At 38.8% G+C, this 21,402-nt stretch carries 20 protein-coding genes; 1 reads left to right on the forward strand and 19 read right to left on the reverse strand.

All coding sequences use genetic code 11. The annotated features are described in order from the left end of the window. Positions 1-77: 77 nt before the first annotated feature. The 19 genes from DFQ12_RS22975 to DFQ12_RS23065 form a co-directional block, all read right to left on the reverse strand. Positions 78-1,316: a thioredoxin family protein gene (locus DFQ12_RS22975; protein WP_120261399.1), complete on the reverse strand. Its 1,239-nt coding sequence runs from the start codon at positions 1,314-1,316 to the stop codon at positions 78-80. 325 nt (positions 1,317-1,641) lie between these two features. Continuing rightward, entirely contained in the window at positions 1,642-2,880 is a 1,239-nt protein-coding gene (locus DFQ12_RS22980; RefSeq protein ID WP_120261400.1) for a thioredoxin family protein, read from the reverse strand. 113 nt (positions 2,881-2,993) lie between these two features. After that, entirely contained in the window at positions 2,994-4,181 is a 1,188-nt protein-coding gene (locus tag DFQ12_RS22985) for a C1 family peptidase (RefSeq protein ID WP_120261401.1), read from the reverse strand. A 198-nt stretch (positions 4,182-4,379) separates the two neighbouring features. Next, a complete protein-coding gene (locus DFQ12_RS22990; RefSeq protein WP_120261402.1) occupies positions 4,380-5,432 on the reverse strand; it encodes a TerC family protein in 1,053 nt (350 codons plus the stop codon). Then, entirely contained in the window at positions 5,432-6,403 is a 972-nt protein-coding gene (locus tag DFQ12_RS22995; protein ID WP_120261403.1) for a polyprenyl synthetase family protein, read from the reverse strand. Before DFQ12_RS22995 ends, DFQ12_RS22990 begins: the two co-directional genes overlap by 1 nt. Positions 6,404-6,453: 50 nt before the next feature. Further along, positions 6,454-7,017 carry a DUF3109 family protein gene (locus DFQ12_RS23000; RefSeq protein ID WP_120261404.1) on the reverse strand — a complete coding sequence of 188 codons (564 nt, stop codon included), beginning with the start codon at positions 7,015-7,017 and terminating at the stop codon, positions 6,454-6,456. A 5-nt stretch (positions 7,018-7,022) separates the two neighbouring features. Continuing rightward, positions 7,023-7,808, reverse strand: a complete 786-nt coding sequence (locus tag DFQ12_RS23005; RefSeq protein ID WP_120261405.1) for a DUF3108 domain-containing protein — start codon at positions 7,806-7,808, stop codon at positions 7,023-7,025. A gap of 96 nt (positions 7,809-7,904) precedes the next feature. After that, positions 7,905-8,450, reverse strand: a complete 546-nt coding sequence (locus tag DFQ12_RS23010) for a DUF2480 family protein (protein WP_167457340.1) — start codon at positions 8,448-8,450, stop codon at positions 7,905-7,907. A gap of 64 nt (positions 8,451-8,514) precedes the next feature. Further along, on the reverse strand, positions 8,515-10,620 hold the full coding sequence (locus tag DFQ12_RS23015) for a peptidylprolyl isomerase (RefSeq protein WP_120261407.1): 2,106 nt from the start codon (positions 10,618-10,620) through the stop codon (positions 8,515-8,517). 305 nt (positions 10,621-10,925) lie between these two features. Next, positions 10,926-11,549, reverse strand: a complete 624-nt coding sequence (gene lptC, locus DFQ12_RS23020) for an LPS export ABC transporter periplasmic protein LptC (RefSeq protein ID WP_120261408.1) — start codon at positions 11,547-11,549, stop codon at positions 10,926-10,928. Positions 11,550-11,553: 4 nt separating this feature from the next. Next, complete coding sequence (gene bamG, locus DFQ12_RS23025; RefSeq protein ID WP_120261409.1) at positions 11,554-12,879, reverse strand: BamG family beta-barrel-assembly machinery protein; 1,326 nt, start codon at positions 12,877-12,879, stop codon at positions 11,554-11,556. Positions 12,880-13,055: 176 nt separating this feature from the next. After that, positions 13,056-13,925: a DUF6427 family protein gene (locus tag DFQ12_RS23030; protein ID WP_244211829.1), complete on the reverse strand. Its 870-nt coding sequence runs from the start codon at positions 13,923-13,925 to the stop codon at positions 13,056-13,058. A 134-nt stretch (positions 13,926-14,059) separates the two neighbouring features. After that, positions 14,060-14,269: a CcmD family protein gene (locus DFQ12_RS23035; RefSeq protein ID WP_077437990.1), complete on the reverse strand. Its 210-nt coding sequence runs from the start codon at positions 14,267-14,269 to the stop codon at positions 14,060-14,062. A 268-nt stretch (positions 14,270-14,537) separates the two neighbouring features. Continuing rightward, on the reverse strand, positions 14,538-15,200 hold the full coding sequence (ccsA, locus tag DFQ12_RS23040; protein WP_120261411.1) for a cytochrome c biogenesis protein: 663 nt from the start codon (positions 15,198-15,200) through the stop codon (positions 14,538-14,540). 36 nt (positions 15,201-15,236) lie between these two features. Further along, complete coding sequence (locus DFQ12_RS23045) at positions 15,237-15,896, reverse strand: heme exporter protein CcmB (RefSeq protein ID WP_120261412.1); 660 nt, start codon at positions 15,894-15,896, stop codon at positions 15,237-15,239. Between the two features lie 77 nt (positions 15,897-15,973). Continuing rightward, positions 15,974-16,369 (reverse strand): hypothetical protein, encoded by a 396-nt coding sequence (locus DFQ12_RS23050; protein ID WP_120261413.1) that lies wholly within the window; start codon positions 16,367-16,369, stop codon positions 15,974-15,976. A 103-nt stretch (positions 16,370-16,472) separates the two neighbouring features. Further along, complete coding sequence (locus DFQ12_RS23055) at positions 16,473-18,308, reverse strand: ABC transporter ATP-binding protein (RefSeq protein WP_120261414.1); 1,836 nt, start codon at positions 18,306-18,308, stop codon at positions 16,473-16,475. 171 nt (positions 18,309-18,479) lie between these two features. Next, positions 18,480-19,031 carry a hypothetical protein gene (locus tag DFQ12_RS23060; protein WP_120261415.1) on the reverse strand — a complete coding sequence of 184 codons (552 nt, stop codon included), beginning with the start codon at positions 19,029-19,031 and terminating at the stop codon, positions 18,480-18,482. A 176-nt stretch (positions 19,032-19,207) separates the two neighbouring features. After that, entirely contained in the window at positions 19,208-19,996 is a 789-nt protein-coding gene (locus DFQ12_RS23065) for an SAM hydrolase/SAM-dependent halogenase family protein (protein WP_120261416.1), read from the reverse strand. A gap of 423 nt (positions 19,997-20,419) precedes the next feature. On the opposite strand from DFQ12_RS23065, the gene DFQ12_RS23070 reads away from it, so the two are divergent. Next, positions 20,420-21,385, forward strand: a complete 966-nt coding sequence (locus DFQ12_RS23070; RefSeq protein ID WP_120261417.1) for a PhoH family protein — start codon at positions 20,420-20,422, stop codon at positions 21,383-21,385. The last annotated feature ends 17 nt before the right edge of the window (positions 21,386-21,402 follow it).

The raw sequence follows: 21,402 nt of genomic DNA on the forward strand, positions 1-21,402 counted from the left end.
AGATAGTTTTATCCAAAGACAATAAAAAAGTCCAGATCAACGTCGTCGATCTGGACTTTTTTATTTCTGAATATTACTTATTCCCAAGTTTTTTCGCCTTTTTTCATTTTTTGCAGCGTTGCAACATAATCCTCTTTTTTATCGTTTGCAGTCAACAATGAGATCGCTTTCTCTTGTGTTTTGATTGCTTGATCCTTGTTACCTAGACGATAAAGCAGGTTGGCAAAGGTATCGAGGTACATCGGTGTATCTTTTTCCTTCTCCAGTGATAATTTGCTCCATTCTGAAGCCGCTTTTAAACAAGCTGGGTCATCACAGTTTTCAAAGATAGACCAAGCCATCTGGTTTAATTCCATTGCAGTGATGGTCGAACCGTATTTGGCAATATACTTGTTAAAACTGTCTCTCAGTCCAGGATAGTTTTTGGTATAAGAGAAATAACGCGGTTGCATTTCCAGACTCGCTTTTTCGGTATTGACCGTCGGGTATTTCTGCGCCAGTTCTTTTTCGATAGCAGCAAAATCTACAGCTTCTTTAGCCTGTATTTTGGTATTGACAGCTTCACCGATCAATAGTTTAGCTAAGAAATCATTTGCTTTAACCTTATCACTGATGGCGTCAAACTTGGCTGGGTTGTCTTTTATTAAGTTAAATGCTTTCGAATCCTTGATGCTCGCCGAAGAAAGCAATAACTCCACATTGTCTTTTGTAAAGATCTGGTCTGTTGATAACGAAGATAATACAACGCCCTCAGCCTTTGCCTGTGTTTCTTTATCATAAGCATCTTTTGCAGCCGCAGCCATAGCTTTTGCAATTGTTGTATTTTGTGGATCAGCATTGAATTTTGCCAATAGGGTTTCATATTGGCTGTTCGGATCCAGTGCTTTTTGGGCTTTAGCAATAAAGCCATCCGCATCACCACCGCCTACAATGCGGTGAACAAGATTGCCTTTTGAATCAAAGATCAAGAAAGTAGGATAGGCTACTACCTTATAGTCTTTGGCAAAACGATCTGCTTCGGTGTACCAGGATTTTACTTCTTCATTGTCTTCTTTAGTCTTATCCATTTGGATTTTGGCATTGACAAATTTGGCATTGAAGAAATCGCCGACCTTCGCCTGTGGGAAGATTGTGCTTGTCATGTACTTGCAGGGGCCGCACCAAGTGGTGAAACAATCAACAAAAATAAATTTGTTTTCCTTAGCTGCCTTTTCTTTGATTTGATTCCAATTGAGGCCATGTTCAAATTTTACACCCTCACTCTGAGCGAATAGTAATGTTGGAACCAAGAATAGCATTAAAATTAATTTTCTCATAATCCGTTGATATTTAGGTGTTAATTTACTGAATAAAATCACTATCAAGAAAAGTTTTATAAAAAAAATTAATCAGGGAGTTTACTATCTTGAAAAAATAAGTGGTGATTCCATGGAATGAAAGCCCGACCAACAAAACAGATGGCTTCATGGACTTTTATCACCCAACTGCTGAACGACGATTTCCTGCATGAATATATACTTCAAAGTTCAGATACGGGATCGCTGAAGTTGATGTTATAAAAAATTGAAGAATCTAGTGACTTAAATCTATTCCAACTCGAAATGCCATCGGAAAATAAATAGACCTCTTTCTCGTCAATATCTAATTTTCCCAGGTTTTTATCCCTTTGGTCATTTTGTCCAATGTTTCCTGATAGATCGGTCGATCGTCGTCACTGGCCATCTCTATGGCTTTATTTTGCCACTTGATCGCCTTATCTTTTTCACCTTTTTTATAAAGTAAGTTGGCGTATGTATCTAAGAATGCGGAGCTGGGATCTTCTATGATCGATTTTTTGCTCCAGCTGATCGCTGCGTCGATACATTCGGGGTCACTGCTGTTATTAAAAATTGTCCAGGCAAAGGTGTTCAATTGATGTGCTGTGAAATCCTCTGATGAGAGGTAATCATTGATGGTGTTTTTCATAGCCACATAATTCTTGACCTGAAGATAGTAGTGTGCTTTGATCTTTTTAAACATCGGAACGAAATCTATGTCCGGATATTTTGCTGACAGCTCACTCTGGTAACTATCCCAGTTGGGTTCATGTTTAGCATCTATTTTAATCAAGAAAAGCTCATTAACAACCACATTCGCGAGCGTACGATTGGCGATCCCCGGTGATTCCAGCAAAATATCTATTTTTTCTTTATTGTTGCGGATTAGGTTAAAGGCTTTTGAATTTGTAAACTTGGCTGCCGCCAGAAGAATATGTACGTTTTCCTTTTTAAAAAGTTCATCAGTGCCCAAAGAATTGGCTAAAGTATTTTCAGCTTTACGCGCGGTGCTTTCGTCATAAGCGATATTTGCCGCTTTTAACATCTGTTTGGCAGTGTAGATGTCCTGCGGTCTTTTCTCAAATTTTTTTAACAAGGTATAATACTGTGTTTCGGGATAAAGTCCGTCCGACACATGGTTGACAAATTCAGGCGCATCGTTTGCGCCAACAATCCGGTGTACAGCTTCTCCGTTTGGATTGAAAATCAAAAAAGTTGGAAAAGATTGGATATTGTACTCATTGGAAATAGCACGTGCATCAGCATACCACTTTTTGACAGCAGCATTGTCCGCTTCGGTGGAGTCCATTTGGACTCTGATACTAATGAAATTTTGATTAATGGGCTGACCAACCTGTTCCAAGGGGAACACTTCATTACTCATAAATTGGCAGGGGCCACACCATGTCGCAAAAAGTTCAACGAAGATAAACTTATTTTCTGCCTTCGCTCTTTCTTTGACCTGTTTCCAACTTAATCCTTCTACAAATTTCACCCCTTTGGTCTGGCAATGTGCTAAATTCCCAAATAAAATTGCAAGGCATAATGCGATTATACTTCTCATAACTCACTGAACAACTAGATTCATAATTATGTTTAAGTTATCAAATTAATCTGAAAACAAAAACACCTCTGAAATATTAATTTCAGAGGTGTTTTAAACGATGGATAAATCGCTTATTTGATATTTATCTTCGATTTTAAATCTTTTGTCAGACCATCTTTATGTAACAGCAAAGAAGTTGTTTTATAGCGTACAAATTCTTTGGATGCATACAAGTAACCTTTGTAGTCGTTGGATGTTCCCCAAGAGTTTTTAACAATATAATACTCTTTACCATTTTGATCTTTTACTAAACCGACGATGTGCATACCATGATCGTCTGTTGTTTGCCAATTGTCGAAAGCTTTTTGTCTCTCTTCAGGTGTGATCTTCATTTCTGGTTTAGGACCAACGAACATGCTTGATTTTTCTTGATCGCTCATTTGTTCGAATGGTTTTTCTGGAACATACGCAACACCGTTTTTCCAGGAGAATCCTTTTTCTGAAACGTCAGTTGCCCAAGCGACAGTATAACCTTTTTGCAGCGCGTTGTCAATGATATCTGTTAAATCATTCATCTGAACATTGTAGAAACGATCAAATGACCAGTTATCTGGGATTAATAGCACGAATTGGCTATAATAAGGGTGGTCAGTAACTGAAGCAATACCAACATAATCATCTGGATTGATACCAATTACCTGATCAGCAAAGGTACGTGGTGTATAGGATTTGCCATTGTAATCAAATTTTTCAGGAACTTCACCTAAGTAAGAGTCCATTGCTGCGGTATAGGCTTTTTCCCAGTTTGGAGTTAAACCTTTCCCTTTTACAATCGAGCCTAGCATCGCGTCAAGCATTGATGTCATTTCACCAAAGTTGTTGAGTGTAGTACCATAGTGAAGGCCTGTATAGGCTGACTGTGGCATTGTACCATATTTGCGGAATGAATTCAATACATCATGAAATTGACCACCTTCACCCAATGATAATCCACCGTGAAGACGTACATAGGTACGTGCTTTATCTAAGTACGTATTACGTGCTGTATATATCTGAGAAATCTCAACAGGTTTTTTACCCATACGGATCATTTCAGATTCTAGAAAAGAGTTTCCTGAATAAGACCAACATGTACCCGAAGAACCTTGATTCTTGATCGAAGTATTACCTAAATTGATAACTTCTGTAAATGTAAATCCAGATTTGCTATTGTCATTTTGATTTGCTTTTAGGGCATTGATCAAATTGTCCTGTGCTTGTACTTGGAATGAAGCTGCAAAAAGAGAGGCAGCTAGTACAATCGATTTATTCCAATTCATTTGTTAGTATTTTGTTAATTTAAAGTGGTGCTAAATTAAATAAATAAAATTTAGTAAGGCAAATTCCTCTGTAAAATAATTGTTCTTAAAAATGGGCTATAATTTAGGTCCTTTTGACACAGGAAAGGAGGAGTAAAAACTAGGCTAAAATATTGAAAAGCAAAGGGTCGTAAAAATTACGACCCTTTGCTTTTATTTTTATTGGGAAATCTCTTTATGCTTTGGAAAGAGTAGCGAAGCGATAATACTTAGGGCAAGTATACCGATGATCACAATCAGCGAATGCGTCGTTGTAAAGCCGACCTCTGCCAACCAGTGATGCAATAACATCTTCAGACCAATGAAGACCAATAGAAAAGCTAACCCGACTTTTAAATATTGGAACTTATGGATAATATTGACCAATAGGAAGAACATGGAGCGCAATCCAAGGATGGCGAAAATATTAGAGAAGAATACCACATAAGGATCTTTGGTAACCGAGAAAATTGCGGGAATAGAATCCACTGCGAAAATTAGATCGGTAAATTCAATCACTAACAAAACCAAAAATAGGGGTGTCATGTATTTTACACCATTCTCGATATGGAAAAAGTGACCGCCATCTAATTTTGGGGTTACCTTGAAATATTTGGACGCAAATTTGACAACAGGGTGGTTTTGAGGATCGACCTCTTCTTCTTGGTTCCGATTGATAAACATCTTGACACCTGTGAACACCAAGAAAGCACCAAAGACATATAGAATCCATCCAAATTGAGCGATTAAGGTTGCGCCAAGGAATATAAACAGAAACCGCATGACGATAGCGCCCAGAATCCCCCATACCAAAACTTTATGGTAGTATTTTTCGGGAATCCCAAATGATGTGAAGAGCAGTACCATCACAAAAATATTATCGACAGAGAGAGCATACTCAACAACATATCCCGTTAAATATTCCAAACCTAAGTTGTTATTATAGACTGCTAAACTTGCAGCAAGATCGCCAGGGATAATTTTAATATCGTGGTGATGTTTTGTAATGACTTCCTGCAGATGGTTTAGGTCTTGTATATTATGTAATTCAAATCCATACTGACGGAGCAGCCAATAGAAGCCTAATGAGAATAATACCCATACAGCGCTCATGATTGCGGCAGTCTTTAAGCTAACGGGTTTATCGCCCTTGGAAAATAGTCCAAGGTCAATGGCTAGCATCAGTGCAATGAAGATCAGGAAACCTCCAAAAAACATTAATTCGTGACTCATTATTTTTTTCTTTCTGTTGTATATTTTACTAATTGAAGTAATCCTTCTTTGTATTCGCTATCTGGAAAATCTTCTAGGATACGAAATGCATCTTGTTGATATTCCAGCATTTTGTTTGTTGCATAGGCTAATCCGCCACTGTTGCGTACAAAATCGATAACTTCAGCAACCTTTTTGGGGTCTTCATTATGGTTTCGAACCAGATTAATGATTCGCCGCTTTTCGCTGGAGCTTGTCTGATTTAAGGCATGGATCAGCGGCAATGTCATTTTCTTCTCTTTGATATCATTCCCCAGGGGCTTACCCACGTCATCCAAACCAAAATCAAATAAGTCATCCTTTATCTGAAAAGCAATACCAATTTTCTCTCCAAATTGATGCAGTTTCTCTACCGTCTCTTGATCCGCATTGGATGACGCAGATCCACAGGCGCAGCAGGAAGCAATTAACGATGCTGTTTTTTTCCGGATGACCTCAAAGTATATGGATTCTTCAATATCCAGTTTACGCGCTTTTTCGATCTGGAGTAATTCCCCTTCACTCATCTGGTCAACCGCTTCCGAAACAATTTTTAATAGATGGTAGTCCTGATGTTTGACAGAGAGTAGCAAACCCCTTGACAGTAAAAAGTCACCAACCAGTACTGCAATCTTATTTTTCCAGAGTGCATTGATTGAAAAGAAGCCTCTACGTTCGTAGGAGTTATCCACGACATCATCGTGAACAAGCGAAGCTGTATGCAGTAATTCAACCAAAGCAGCACCGCGGTAGGTAGATTCATTAATCCCATTGCAGATGCCCGCCGAAAAAAATACAAACATCGGTCGCATTTGTTTGCCTTTACGCTTGATCAGATATTGCGTGATACGATCCAACAAAGGAACGGAGCTTTTCATCGATGCTTTGAATTTCTTTTCAAAAGCTTCAAGTTCGTGGATAATAGGGCGTTGGATCTCTGTTAATTTTGACATGAATTGGAATGAAACACCAAAAAAGTTAAAGCTTAAAGATAGTAATTTTGTTACAACTCATCGACTGCTTGCTCAAGATTTTTGTACCATTCTTCTCCATAAGTACGGATCAGGGGATCCTTTAGAAATTTATATACGGGCACCTGTAGTTCTTTGCCAAAACTACAAGCGTCTTTGCAGATATGCCAACGGTCATAATGAAGGACGTCAAATTCCGGATAATGTGTTGTACGGATAGGATAGAGGTGACAGGAAACAGGTTTCCGCCAGTGGATTTCACCTAGTTCATAAGCCTTTTCGATTGCACATTTGGTAATGCCGTTTTCCCAGGTTACATAAGCACATTCCTTGTGTCCATCAACACATGTCGTGGTTAGATCACCATCTACGTCAATGACGTATTTCCCTTGTTCTTCGATGGCCTCAATGCCCTTCTCCGTCATATAAGGCTTTACCTTGGGGTATATTTCCTCCAGAATTGCTTTTTCACTTTCTAACAAAGGTGCTCCCGAGTCCCCCTCGATACAGCATATTCCTTTACATTTTGATAGGTTGCACACAAAATCATTGTTAATCAGATCTTCATGTACCAACACATTTCCTACTTCAATCATTCTAATTATTTTGAGTAGCTTGCTTTTTGCCCCAATTTATATTTTAGTCCACTCGCTTCCAGAAGTTCTAAGGTAACAGAGCCAATTAAAATATCAACATTGGCCTTCACTGGAATACGGTTACCATCATTGGTTACCCAGAGATAAAGCTTGCTATTTTTTTTAAAGATACGTCCCGGTTTAATTTCGGGACTGAATTTTAGGCATTCCAATGTGCCCAATTCTGTTTTTATTTTTTCGATTCCAATATACTGTATGCCCAAGGTGGCTATTTCATCATTCAGAAAGTAAGTCAGTTTAAAGGATTCACCCGGCTTGACCGAAGTTAAGTCCAGATTGCGAGCGAAATAATAGGACGATAGTAAATCAAAGGTCTGATCCACCTTGGATGTAAATGTTCCTTTATTTCCGTTCACCGTACGTGTATCCTGATTGAAACGTACTTTGTCATTCCGTCTGTAACCTCCCTCACGAATGTTTTCTGTATAATAGTAAGGCAAAAACGTCTTGCTATTTATATACGAGTTGTATTCGTTTCTTACGGTATAGATGGCAAAAGCTCCTGCTGTTTTACCCGCGGCATACAGATGAAAGGAGGGATTCCCAAATCCGTCTTTCGTATCGCCAACAGTCAACGTTCCCGTTGCAGCTGAAATAATTCCATAGCGGAGTTTATACTTTAATTTCTCTCCACCTTTAAATGCAGATTCTTTTAAATGGGGTAAATCCTGAGCGAAAACTGTACTTACAAAAACTGATAAGTAAAGGAGCAATGTCGATATAAGTTTCATGTACGTAAGTTTACGAAAATTGTTTGAAAAAGAGATGTTAATTTCATCAGAATAAATTGTCTCTTTAAGGTGATGAAACCCACATGAGCCCGCTGCTTATACTTGTTTGTCAGCTGCTTTTGGCGCTTGAGGACTTCTTTTAAAAACTGGAACCGTTGAACAAGGTTCTCCATACATAATACTTTTCGCTACTTTGCTGAGTTTCACCGTGAATTGGACAAATGTCGATTCAGGGATATAAGTATCTCCACAGCCCTTAACAACTACCCTTTGATCCCGAAACTGTTCCATGTCAATTTGATCAATAGCGGCGGCATACTGTATACGTAGCAGTTCATCTAAATCGCCAAAGACAATGGTCGAAGCATATGGCTCTAACTTATTTGCCAGTAGCATATAAGCCCATGTTGGGACAATAGCATCTGCGCTACAGGTTATGGCGATATGCTTATTTGTATATTGTGACCAATCGTGTGTTTTGATGAACTCGCGGAAATCTTTTTCCCTTAACATTAGACCATGGAACAAATTATCCTTGATATCATATAGGACGTTGTCGGTCTTTGGATGATAATCTGCCAGATCAACTGTCACTAATCCACTTTGTGCAACTTTATTGACAATATTTGTTTGAATTTCCATAACTATTCTATCAAAAAAAAGCCGGACGATAATTCGTCCGGCTACAAATTTACTTAAAAATCTTCTAAAAGAATTTCACTCTATTGTCAATGATTTCAGCTTTGTCTTGTAATGCACGGAAAATAGATCCCCAAGCACGTTGTGCTTTAGCTGCAAGCATTTGTTTCTTTTGTCCATTGATATCAGAGATCGCTGATGGATTTGTGAAACCATTTACCTGTACGACATATACACCTGTGTTTCCTTCAATTGCTTTAGAAGGTTTGTTTGGTTGAAGTCCAAAGACTGTACCTACTACAGCGTTCTCTAAGGCTACACCCGGAATAACAGGATTGGCAAATACCACATTCTCTACGTGAATAGCCGATTTACCTACTTTTTGAGCCACTTGGTCAATTGAAGAAGCTCCAGCTAAAGCTTTGCCAAATTTTTCTTTTAGGACTTTAGCTTTAACCATGTTTTTAACTGCAGGCTCGATATCTTTTTTCACAGCGTCCAACGAAAGTACCCCTTTTGGTTGTACATTCACTAAACTCGCTAGGATATAAGAAGTTTCAGTTTCAAATACCTTATCTGAGATATCACCTTTTTTAGCTTCGAAAGCCCATTTTATCAAATCGCGAGGTGCTTCAGTACCATCAAGTACATTGTCCATTGCAGTAACACGTGATGCAGTTTTGGCTTCTAAACCAAGTTTTTTAGCCTCTTGTGCGAAGTTTTGAGCAGTTGCAGCAGATAAGAAAGCTGTTGCCTTGCTGTGTGCATTATTTAAAGTCTCTTTGCCACTATTGATTACTTTATCGATGATAGCGACCTTAGCGTATTTTGCTGTACCGATTTGTTTCTCAATTTTGATAATGTGCACACCAAACTGAGATTTTACAACTTTAATGTCTCCGGCTTTACCTTCAAATACTGCTTTTTCAAATTCAGGTACCATGCGGCCTCTTGTGAAAGTACCAAGCTCACCACCATTTGCTTTACTTCCAGGGTCACTACTGAACTGAATAGCCAAAGCTGCAAAGTTATCTCCTTTTTGGATCAGCCCTTTGATTGAATCAGCTTTTGCCAAAGCTTTGTCAACACCACCTTCAGCAGTAGCATCCAATAGGATATGCGAAGCCTTTACAGAATCGGGACCTACCACAGTTGAAACCACTTTTGCAATTTCGTAAGCACCATTGCTTAGGAATGGACCTACTGTAGTGCCTGCAGCGACATTGAAAACTACTGAATCCAAAGAAGGACTCAATTGGCCTTTTTTCACATAGGTGAAAGGATACTTGTTGTCCGAATTGATAGATGCAAATAATGAATCATCCTTTGCAACAATAAGGTCTTGTTTTAACTTGTCAATCGCTTCTTTTACAGCCAATGAATCCTTTGCAAGAGGTTTTGCATCTACCGTAACGTATTGGATTGCACGTGTTTCCTCTTGTGTTTTGAACATGCTTTTATGTTCATTATAGTATTCTTGGAAATCGGCGTCAGTCACTTTAGCCTCAGCATCTTTTACAGAAGCGTAGTCTAAAAGAATGTATTTGAAGTTCGCCAATTTATTACGTTCTTGGTATTCTTCGTTTGCTTCCAATGAAGTTACGTATACACTGTTCGAAAGCAATTCGCCATACTTGCTGCTTAGACGTTCATCTTTAACACCCCCAAGTAAAGCTTCCCATTGATCAGCCATGGCTTGGTTGCCAGCTGTGTTGATTTGGCTTATAAAAGTCGACAACTGACCACGATTAAACTGTCCAGTTTGTGGATCCGTAAATGCCTGAACGATCTGAGCTGAAGGATTTGGCCCTTGTACTAGATCATTTAATTCCTTACTACCTACTGTCAAACCGATTTTTTCAATCTCTTTTCTCAAGATTTCTCTGGATAAGAATTGATTCCAAACCTGTTGTACGGCGTATGTTCTCATTTGAGGAGTAACAGCGCCACCCATTTGTTGTTTGAACATTTCTTCTGCTTGTTCTACCTGTTGGTTGAACGCAGGATATTCAATTTCAGTTCCGTTGACTTCCCCTACACGATTTTGATGTCTAGCCCAGAAAGGAGCCCCTCCTCGAACGACATCGCCTAGTAAAAATGCTAAAATTGCGATAGCCATGGCTGCGGTCAAGATGACACCAGCTTTGTTACGCAAAAAGCCCATTAATCCCATAGTCTGCTTATTGTGTTTATATTGTGTAAATACTTGTATTTCGTTAATTTATGCATAGCATAGCAAAATGCGGTGCAAGATACAATTTTTATAAAAAAAAACGGAATATTTTCCTGAATGTAATAAAACAAATTTGAAAAGTATTTGTATTACGCTATTTTTTATTGGAGAGGGTCTTGATCAGGTGACGGTAATATCCTTTAAGAAATCTGTGACAGAGTTGCTTACGGGATCTACTTGCAGGTACATATCTTTAGGCTAGTAAATAACATGATCGTAGGGAGGCCAATGAAAGTATAATCGCTCTATCTACCTATGGATGGAAATAGACTGTTATCCTTGATTATAACAACACCAGTTGCATTCTGTATATTGGCATGTTGCAGGTCTTTGTCGGATGTAAAAGATGATCCCTGTAGGTTTCCCCTTTGATCTTTAAAGAATGCCTGGACAGGAACATTGTTGTAAAAAGTTTTATTGGGGTCCTTAGCTCCTTCATCATAAACGATTTCTTCCGTTTTCATAATAGACCCATCGGCCATGGTGACAACGACGTTTTTGGTAAAGACGGTTATTTTCTCTTTTTCTTTCCTGATTGCATAGTCAGAGGTAATGCGTTGTGTTTCCTTTAGCTTCTCATCATAGAAGATAATTTTTATGCTTTTTGGAAACTCATAGACTTCTGTACTATCGTGTTTGATCCGCATTTCAGGTGCGGTTAGGTTCGCTTTAACCCGGGTTGAATCACTATAGATAACATCGACATGGCGTGATATGTCCACAGCTTCTTCTTTTTTTAAGTTGGCGATCCGGTCGACTTCCTTTAGGTCTGGCTCACAGGAAGTCAATAAGAGCGCCCCTAGCAAAAATTGAATTACCAGGGGCGATATATTTTGTAATATGGATGCTGCAGATACTTTGCGTGCCATTATCTTAGTCAAGTGGATTTGTTCTAAACCAACGGTCATTTAGCGTAAAGCCAATATTGAAGTTGATATAACGTTCACGTAACAAGCCATTGGCTACTTTACCCATTTGACCAAATTCTGCCGATAAATTGATTTTGGAAAATGCACCTAAATATAGCGTTCTAGCTAATGGTAAGCCCACACCTACAGTCACAGCCATATCATTAACGTTTTCGCCGGCTTGAAAATACTGTGTTTTGTTGTATCTGAATCCAAGACGATAATCCACTTGTTTTAAATAGTTAAGAGATGATCTGTCTGGAGTCAATTGTCCACCAACTGCTACGCCATAATTTTTGCGTAACTCGCCTTCACCATTTCTGACCTGGAATCTTGACCAATCCGCATATTTGAAATCTGCACCAACCAACCATCGGCCACTTCGCGCAAGGGTAATACCCACATTATGCTTTAAAGGAAGTGTCAAATGTCTGCTGATTCTATCAGACATATAAGTTGTATCGATTGGAATATTTTGATTGTCAGGATCTGATGATGGCTGAGTTCTGGTATCAATGATTGTTGCTCGCTCTTTTATATCGTTGTTTAGCGATCCCGAATAACCAAAGGTCAAGGCATATTCTTTACCTATAGGCTGTTCGTATTGTAAACCGTAATCAAAAATAATACCTTGGATTTCACGTTTATTTTGACGTTGCGGATTCAAAGCTCCAGAGGATAAAGGAAATTCAACGCGGCTATAGTCATTTAATGTACCAAATAGGTAAGACATATTCGCACCGATACTCAATCCTTTATAAACACGTACCCCCCAACCTGCATAAGCTTTTGTGAGGCCTCCCTCACCAGTAAAAACCTTGTTGAAGGTCTGCGAATTGATACTTTCCTGTGAACTTGTTCGGTAACCCACATCCGAGAATGGCAATATCCCCATACTGATACCGCCGAATTTTTTCATCGGAAAGGTCATCGTGATATGACTAAATGCAAAATCAGCGGTATTTGCAGATCTAGTTGTTGATTTTAGTTGGGTGTAGTTGCCATATAGACCGGCATCAAAAATACTCACTCGCGCTGCAGAGTAAGATGCAGGATTGCTTGGGTTGGTATTGTATACACCGTCGAATGTACGGATACCTGTATTAATCCCCCCCATAGCTCTATACTGAGGTAATAAATCTTCACGTATCTGACCTATCCCCAATTGAGAATAAGGTGAAGCGGATGTCGTTTTTTGGGCAAATGCGGTAGTAGAACTAGCTAAAATTCCACCTGCTAACAACAGTTGGAGTGATTTATTTCTTAGAGAGCTTATAAAGCGTTTCTGCATGGTCAATCTATAAAATTGAGAAACTAATGTTTATTTAGTTTTTGTGAAATCTTTGAGTTTTTTGACTCGTGTAATTAAATGTTCTTTGCTTTTATTCGCATACAAAACTATTCAATTTTTGTGAGCTTGTTAAGCCGATTTTGTTAAAAAAGGTTAAACACCTGTTGTACAAATGTTTAGAAAAATTGAAAGTAGATTATGGTTAATGCGATGATTGCATACACGACCTCGAAAAACCATTTCTTTTTGGCGTAGGTGAAGTAGTAGGCCATATAAATCGCAATCGGGGGAGCACAGAGTAAAAAGTGTGCCTCAGTTAATTTCTTATTCCAATAAAAGGAGGCTACAGCCAAGCATAACATGAAAAATAACAACTGAAAGGATTTTCGGATATGCACAATGCTCTTGAAAAAATTATCTTTGAGGATCAACAAGAAGAGGATCAGTGTAAAGAGTACAGGAACCAATACCAGGTAATCAAATAATTGAATACGGATAGCCGTTGGGAATTTGTAGGTGAATGGCAACCATATGGTGTAAAATAATTCCATTTTTCCTACCCATAAATAGATTACTCCCAATATAAAATAGATTGTAGCCAACCCCAATAGTGGTGTGATCCATTCGCGCCAATTGAATGGCCTAAAAATAAGTAGGGCGATCCAAAGTAGGAAGAACATGCTCAAAAAAGGAAAGTAGATCAGACTTCCTATCCCGACAATCATCCCTAGATCGAACATTTCTGCCTTTACATCTGTCTGACGATAGAGGGAAAGCAATTTGCTCAACATCCAGATCGAAATAAAGTTACAGATGAGAGTGGGAGACAGAACCAGAAAGGGTAAAAATAAACTGGCCAGCGTCATATACATCAATGCAACCAAAAAACTAGGTTTTCCCAGTAAATTGAAATGGCTTGTGATCCGATTCAGTATCGTTGCCTGAAAAATGGTCAGGATCAGTGTGATGAAGACGTTGGTCGCTGGCGAGAGGTTGATTAAATTGTTTTCTCCCAGTAGATTTCCAAGTGCAGGTTCAAAAATCACAGAATCAAGTTTATCCGGTACATGTAAGAATATGCCAAGGCATAGTACAAAACCCACAAGGGATAAAAATAGAATATTTATTGGTGTGTAATTTCTGAACTGACTGATAATCATGGTGCGCGATAAATATTTGACTATTTATTCTTTTTCTCCAACTTCGTTATACGACGGTCGAGCAAGAAAAGAAAGAAGGCTAGACCTAGAAAAATGACCAACATCACAAGAACAACCACATAGATTTTGCCCTCACTACGTAAGCCCGTTGCCATATCAACGTCATCCTGTGCAAATGTGCTTAAAGTTGATAAGATTAATAATGCAATTGACAATGTTATTTTTTTCATGCTATTTATTTGTCTTTTAATGGCTGATTAGAACCCGCGTAAATAAAAAAGTATTGTTTGCAAATATTATTTACGCTTTGGTTTTATCAGACTTCTATTTTTTATCGATGTTGTCGCCGCATGAAATCCAGTATTAAATTTATGCTGAAGAACGTTTTGGCGATTGCTATTTTAACCCTTTTTTATTGAGCCTAAGCTCGTTGTTGACTGGGGATCTCTTCAAAGACATGAAAAATACCCTGCCTCTTATTCTTATTGATGATTACGTTTAGCTTTCCTGTTCTTTTCTTTCCAATAAACGTACTCTATAGCGGAGTGAACAGATCCAGAAAGCGATCATTGGCCATCCGATCATTGCGGCATAAAATGTTGGACGAAGCTCGTTGCTCATTTGTAGCTGGCCAAAAGTAGCGTTACCACCACTTCCGGGGTGAAGAGAATCTGTCATTTTTGGCAGAATATAGAGCAGCACAATAATAATCGGAAATGCAAAAATGTTGTAGACTGCAGATATTTTCGCCCTTTTCTGCTCTTCTTCGAGCGCATTGCGGAGTACAAGGTAGGCCAGGTACATTAAAGTCGCTATTGCCGAACCATTTAATTTGGGGTCATTTGGCCAAGGTTCACCCCAGGTAATATTTGCCCATAACATTCCTGTTGCCAAACCAAAAAAACAAAAAGTAATACCTGTATTAACAGCTTCAATAGCCATTAGGTCATATTCTTGTTTTCCTGTATTGAGGTATTTGATACTATAAATGACTGAAATCAGATACATCACGATCATCGCAGACCACATCGGGACATGGAAATAGACGTTTCGGATACTTTCGTGAAGGATAAATAGGCGGGGAACAGGGCCCAAAAGGCCATTGATAATGACTGCGCAGATAATCAGGACAGCTAATATTTTCCACCATTTTTTTCTCATGGTAAATTGAATTTAATGTGTTTTCAATTCTAAAATTTAATCTCGCCAAAGGTACGGAAATAACAATAAAGAAATAGTGATCGTGATTACATTAATTGCGAGTAATACAATTATTTCTTTTGTACTTGCCGCCCTTTCCAGGCCTTCTATGGCATTGCGGGAGAGCTTGATCAATACGATCAGTAGGGGGATGATAGCCGGAAAACTCAAAATAGCCATGAGCGTACTGTTGTTTCCAGCTTTGGAACTTATACCAGAAATCATGGTAAATACACTGGCAAAACTAATACTACCAAGAATGACTGAAATGAAATATAGCGTGGGATCCCCCAGTGGATTTTTGAATATGATTGAATAGACGAAATAAGCGATTGTCGCCAAGATGGTCATCAATAACATATTGTAAATAACTTTGGCGAGTATAATAGCTCTTGGGTCAACTAGTGAATAGTAATAGAGCTGTCGGTTGGGATTTTCTTGAACAAAACTCTTGTTGATTGCATTGATTGAAGCGAATAACATAATTATCCAAAACAATGCATTCCAAACTGTAGTATCTACTGATTTGAATGCTTGATAACAAACAAATACAGTAGATACGACATATAGTAGGATTCCGTTGATGGCGTATTTTGATCGCCATTCTAGAATAATGTCTTTAAGAATCAAAGTTTTTACCTGTTGCAGTAAAGTCATATACCGCAAAGATACAAATGTATTTTAACCACAGGAGGTGGTTAAACCATCAATTCTTAAAAAAATGTTTTTTTTACTTATGCATTAGAAATTTTTGATTTAGCAGCATCGGTTGTGTTGTCGATTTTACTTGCTAAATTCTGAGCTGCATTGTTTGCGTGGTCCAAAGCCTCTCTACCGGCTTCTTTTGCTTTGTTTTTCAATGCATCGGCATCATCTGAAGCTTTACTAAAAGCAGCTTGAGCTTTTGATTTTAAGTTGTCCAACTCGGCAGAAGCTCTATTTGCTAACTTTTGTGCTTTTCTAGCTTCTTTTTTCGAAAGATCCTTCAATGACTTAGTTAAGCTTTTGATGCCATCATTTGCACGATCTAATTGTTTTTTCCCGTCATCGGTTCCTAAAAGATACCATGCAGCAGCTCCCGCAGCCAATCCTACCAAAGCAAATGCCACTAATCCATTTTTATTTTTCATAATTCTTCTATTTTATTGTGTATTCAAATGATAATCAAGTATGATACCAAATGAACAATCTCTGGGACAATTTGTTTAAAAAGAATCAATAATTAACAAAATTTTACATATCTACCTTTTGCTGTTTGGATTGCAAGGTGTACAGGTGTCTATAGAGGCCAGTTTCTTTCTGTAGTAATTCGAAATGTGTTCCACTCTCCGAAACAACCCCGTTTTCGACCACAATGATTTTGTCTGCATCGACGATTGTAGAAAGCCGGTGTGCAATAATAACGGACGTACGGCCACGCATTAATTCCTCTAAGGCATCTTGAACTTGACGTTCAGATTCTGAATCTAAAGAGGATGTTGCTTCATCTAAGATCAGAATAGCAGGGTCTTTGAGTAGCGCACGGGCGATAGCAATGCGTTGACGTTGTCCGCCAGAAAGTTTTACTCCGCGTTCCCCAACGATGGTATCATAACCTTCAGGAAAACCTAATATAAATTGATGTGCATTGGCACGTTGGGCGGCCTCAGTTATTTCAGTTTCGGTAGCATCTAATTTACCATAAGCGATATTCTCGCGGATAGTTCCGCCAAATAATAAAACGTCCTGTGGTACAATGGCAACCTGATTCCGTATATCACAGAGGTCAAAATCTGAGGCGGGCTTGCCATCATAAAGCACCTCACCTTTATTGTTTGTATAAAATTGTAGTATTAAAGATGCGATGGTTGATTTACCGGTCCCGCTGGGGCCGACTATGGCAATTTTATCGCCGGCATTAGCCGTAAAGTTAATGTCTTTGAGAATTTCAATGTCCGGTCGGCTAGGGTAGGCAAAGGCCACATGATTGAAGCTGAGGTCTCCACTGATCTTTTTACGAATATCTTTGCAGCTCGGTTCAACCTTGATATCTTCCTGTGGCTCATCAAGAATTTCCAGGATCCTTTCACTCGCTCCCAACGAGCGTTGGATATTCGAGTATAATTCTGGCAAACTACCCATTGACCCGGCGACAAACATAGAATACAGGATATAGGTCGTTAAATCTCCAACAGATATCTCGTGGATAGATACTAATGCCGCACCATACCAGATGACGGCTATAACAGCTCCGAAAATACAGAATATGATAAAGGAGGCAAAGGCACCGCGGAAGGTTGCTCCCTTGACGGCTAATTTGACAACAGAGTCCATTTGATTACTGTAGCGGTTGAATTCAAAGTATTCATTCACAAAAGCTTTTACATTGCTGATGCCTAATAATGTTTCTTGAACAATACTATTTGACTCCGCCATCTTATCCTGAGCCTGTCTGGATAATTCGCGAATGAATTTCCCAAAGACAATGGCTGCAACCACAATAACGGGTAATATGCAAAGATTCATCAAGGCCAATTTGGGTGATACCCAGACCAACAGAAATACACCAAAACAAAGACTGATCAATTGTCTTAAAATTTCAGCCAATGTGGTCGTCAGGGTGTCTTGGATCTGAGATAGATCTGCGGATAACCTGCTGTTTAATTCTCCAACACGGCGGTTGGCGAAAAATTCGATTGGCAAGGAGATGAGTTTATGATAGGTGTCTTTACGTATTTTTGCCAAAGCACGTTCTCCGATCTCGACAAAGATACGGATACGAAAAAATGAAACAATGGAGGTGAACGATAGGATAACAAAAGCGACCCCGCCGATGTAATAAACTTCAGGAGTTAACCAAGAGTAGGTTTGTTTGCCTTGGGCAGCGTCAATCATAGCACCCAATAGTGCAGGGAAGGTCAGCATAGAAAGACTGGATAATGCCAGAAATAACATTCCCATTCCAAACTTAACCCGATAAGGCCTTAAATAGGTCATTATTTTCGAAGCTCGTAATAGGAGCTCCTTATTTAACTTTGGTTTTGGTAGATCTTCTTCTTGTTTATTACCACTATTGAAACCTCTTGCCATAATCCGCTACTTCAATGTTTTGTTGCGAGGACAAATGTAAAGAGATTAAAAATATTTTGCTATCATACTTTGGTCAATTTTTTAGCTTTTTACCTATTTTAATCAACTAAAGTTATATTTTGACCTGTTTTCTTGGTACATGTCACCGATTGATAGGAGAGATCCAAAGGACTAGCCTGAATTTTTGCCGATGCGTGTCGTTTTTTGTGTATGATTACGGTACAACAAAGCTGCGAGGACAATAATGACAAGTAAAGCGATGTAAAGCCATAAATTACCAGCCAGGCCCTTTCCTTCGGTTTTGTCCAACTCGGTCCGGAGTCGTTCATTTTCGTTTTGAAGCTTATTGATCGTACCCATATAAGCAGAGATCTGTTTGTCATATTCAGTCGCCATCTGTCGAAATTTGTCCTTTTCGAAATCTTTGATTTTTAACAGTTGCTGTGTCTCTAAAAAAATGTTGTTGTCTGTAATCACGACATCCTTCAGGATATCGATGCTTTTTTGCATATCGCCTTTGGATTTGAATAGGCCAAAAAGGCCTGTTTTCTGGGTAAGGCTCGTGTCATAGGCGCCAAACTTCTGTTGTCGTGCATCGAGTAGGCTGTTGACACGTTTGCGTTGTACCTCAAAAGCACTGGAATCTGCATTTTCCTGTGCACTTAGAAGCCCGAGACTAAACAATAGCAGGAAAGATAGTAGTGTGTATTTTAAAGATTTCATACTTGAATTTGAACAATCAATCTGAAATTAACGTTACTGAAATTGCATCAATTTGTCAAACGGCAAAGTGGGGCTGACAAGCCCGCAAAATCCAGTGTTAAACTGCCAAAACCCCGTTGGGTAATTTAGGGACAGATTGAAGTGAATAAACTATTTCTAGAAATGAATTTATGAAATTAATCTTTAAATTCGATACGAATGACATTAGAATCGTCATCGTGAAGCCCCAAGAGTTGGCTCGCATTGCCTTTGTTGATGGCAATTTCTAAGTAATTACTGATACCAAAAAGACACAATTTTTCGCCCTCACCGACCTCGTTGTAATGCCAAGAAAGATTGGTGATTGTTTCATTGCGTTTGAAATACAAGATGAAATTCCGTCCCTTTTGGACTTTATTGAACAGGTCTTTGGAAATATTGGTAATGGCATTGCCAAAAGCGTCCACATAAATAACATTGCCACGGATCATGTCTTTATCAAAGATCGGTTGCAAAGTGACTTTTTCGATCAGTTGATGCATGGGTGTACCGACATCTTTCAGTTTGCCTCCTTTTGCAATATGACAGGCAGATTTCGAAAGAATATCTGCAAGCGGGAAATGGAGATACCTCAGGTCCTGCATCAAATTGAGTTCGTACAATTCCTGTGGTTCATTTCCATTCAACAGTAAGCTGAAAATTCCATTGTCCGCACCAACAAAATAATGATCCCTGTATTTCATGCCGATATATTTGGATTCTTCATGAAAGAGGGTATTGATGCCGATGATATGTACCGTTCCTTTTGGGAAATAATGATACGCATTACCAAGTACAAAGGCTGCGCGCGGAATATTAAATGCAGGGATCTCGTGGGTGATATCGACAATATTAACATCAGACAACTGCGTTAAAAGGCTCCCTTTTAGCGCAGCTTGATAAAAATCTTTATGTCCTAGATCTGTCGTTAACGTAATTACTGCCATTATAATCTATAAGTAGACCGAATTGCTGTCAAATTCCCTTTTTGAATGAATAGAAATAGATCTCCTGTCGTTTGCATATTCTGTTCCTGAAAATCTATTCAAATAGAGGACAAAATTACTATTTATCAGCTGATTTGTAAAGTTAATTGAAGAACTTATTTTGAATATAACTTTTTTCAATTGATATACACAAACATAGCTTTTATTTCTACTGTAAAGAATTGGTTTGTGAACCTTGAAGATCCACTTTTAAAAGCGAAACTTATGTATGAAACGTAAAAAAAATAATTTGGTTTTCTTTTTGCAAAAATCTCAGCTGGATGGCCTCTTTTCTCATTAGAATACGTTAATTTTGAATGGTATTACGTACAGGAGCTATTGCGTAATGGCTACAATCTAATTATTTCTAAAATAGGATAAAATTTGAACGAATTACTAATTGCATTAGATGGTCTGAATTTACCCATATTATGGGGAGCAGACAATGAGCACTTTGATTATTTGAAGAAACAATTCCCAAAATTGCGGATTGTAGCTCGTGGAAGTGAAATGAAAGTGCTGGGAGATGCGAAGGAATTGGAACTATTTGAGCAATCGTTTAAGGAAGTTATGGCTCATCTAGAGAAATTCAACAACATTACCATGTTGGATTTTGAAAATCTCCTAGGGGCGAGCGCAGGCTCAGCCGCACAGCAGGAAAAGGAAATTGCGGCCAAGAATGCGGCATTTGGTTCCGAACCCATTGTTTATGGACCTAATGGTGTGATTGTTCGGGCCCGTACGGCCAACCAACGACGGATGGTTGATAGTATTTCCAAAAATGATATCTTATTTGCCATTGGCCCAGCAGGAACAGGAAAAACATATACAGCTGTAGCACTGGCAGTCAGAGCGCTTCGCAATAAGGAAATCAAACGGATCATCTTGACTAGGCCGGCTGTAGAAGCTGGAGAAAACTTGGGTTTTTTACCTGGGGATCTGAAAGAAAAGGTCGATCCTTATTTGAGACCACTTTATGATGCGCTTGACGATATGATCCCAGCAGAAAAACTAAAAGGATATTTAGAAAACCGTACCATCGAGGTTGCACCATTGGCATTTATGCGGGGGCGTACCCTTGATAACTGCTTCGTTATTTTGGATGAAGCCCAAAATGCAACGGATATGCAGTTGAAGATGTTTTTGACTCGTATGGGACCTACCGCAAAATTTATTGTTACAGGTGATATGACGCAGGTCGATCTCCCCAAAAAGAATCAATCGGGACTTTCGACATCAATCCGTTTGCTGGAAAATATTGAAGGTATCGATATTATTCACCTGAGTGGCGGCGATGTGGTTCGTCATAAATTGGTGCGACGTATTTTGGAAGCATACGGCGATATTTAATCAATAACTACTGATAT

Source organism: Sphingobacterium detergens, from assembly GCF_003610355.1.
GTDB classification, from domain to species: domain Bacteria; phylum Bacteroidota; class Bacteroidia; order Sphingobacteriales; family Sphingobacteriaceae; genus Sphingobacterium; species Sphingobacterium detergens.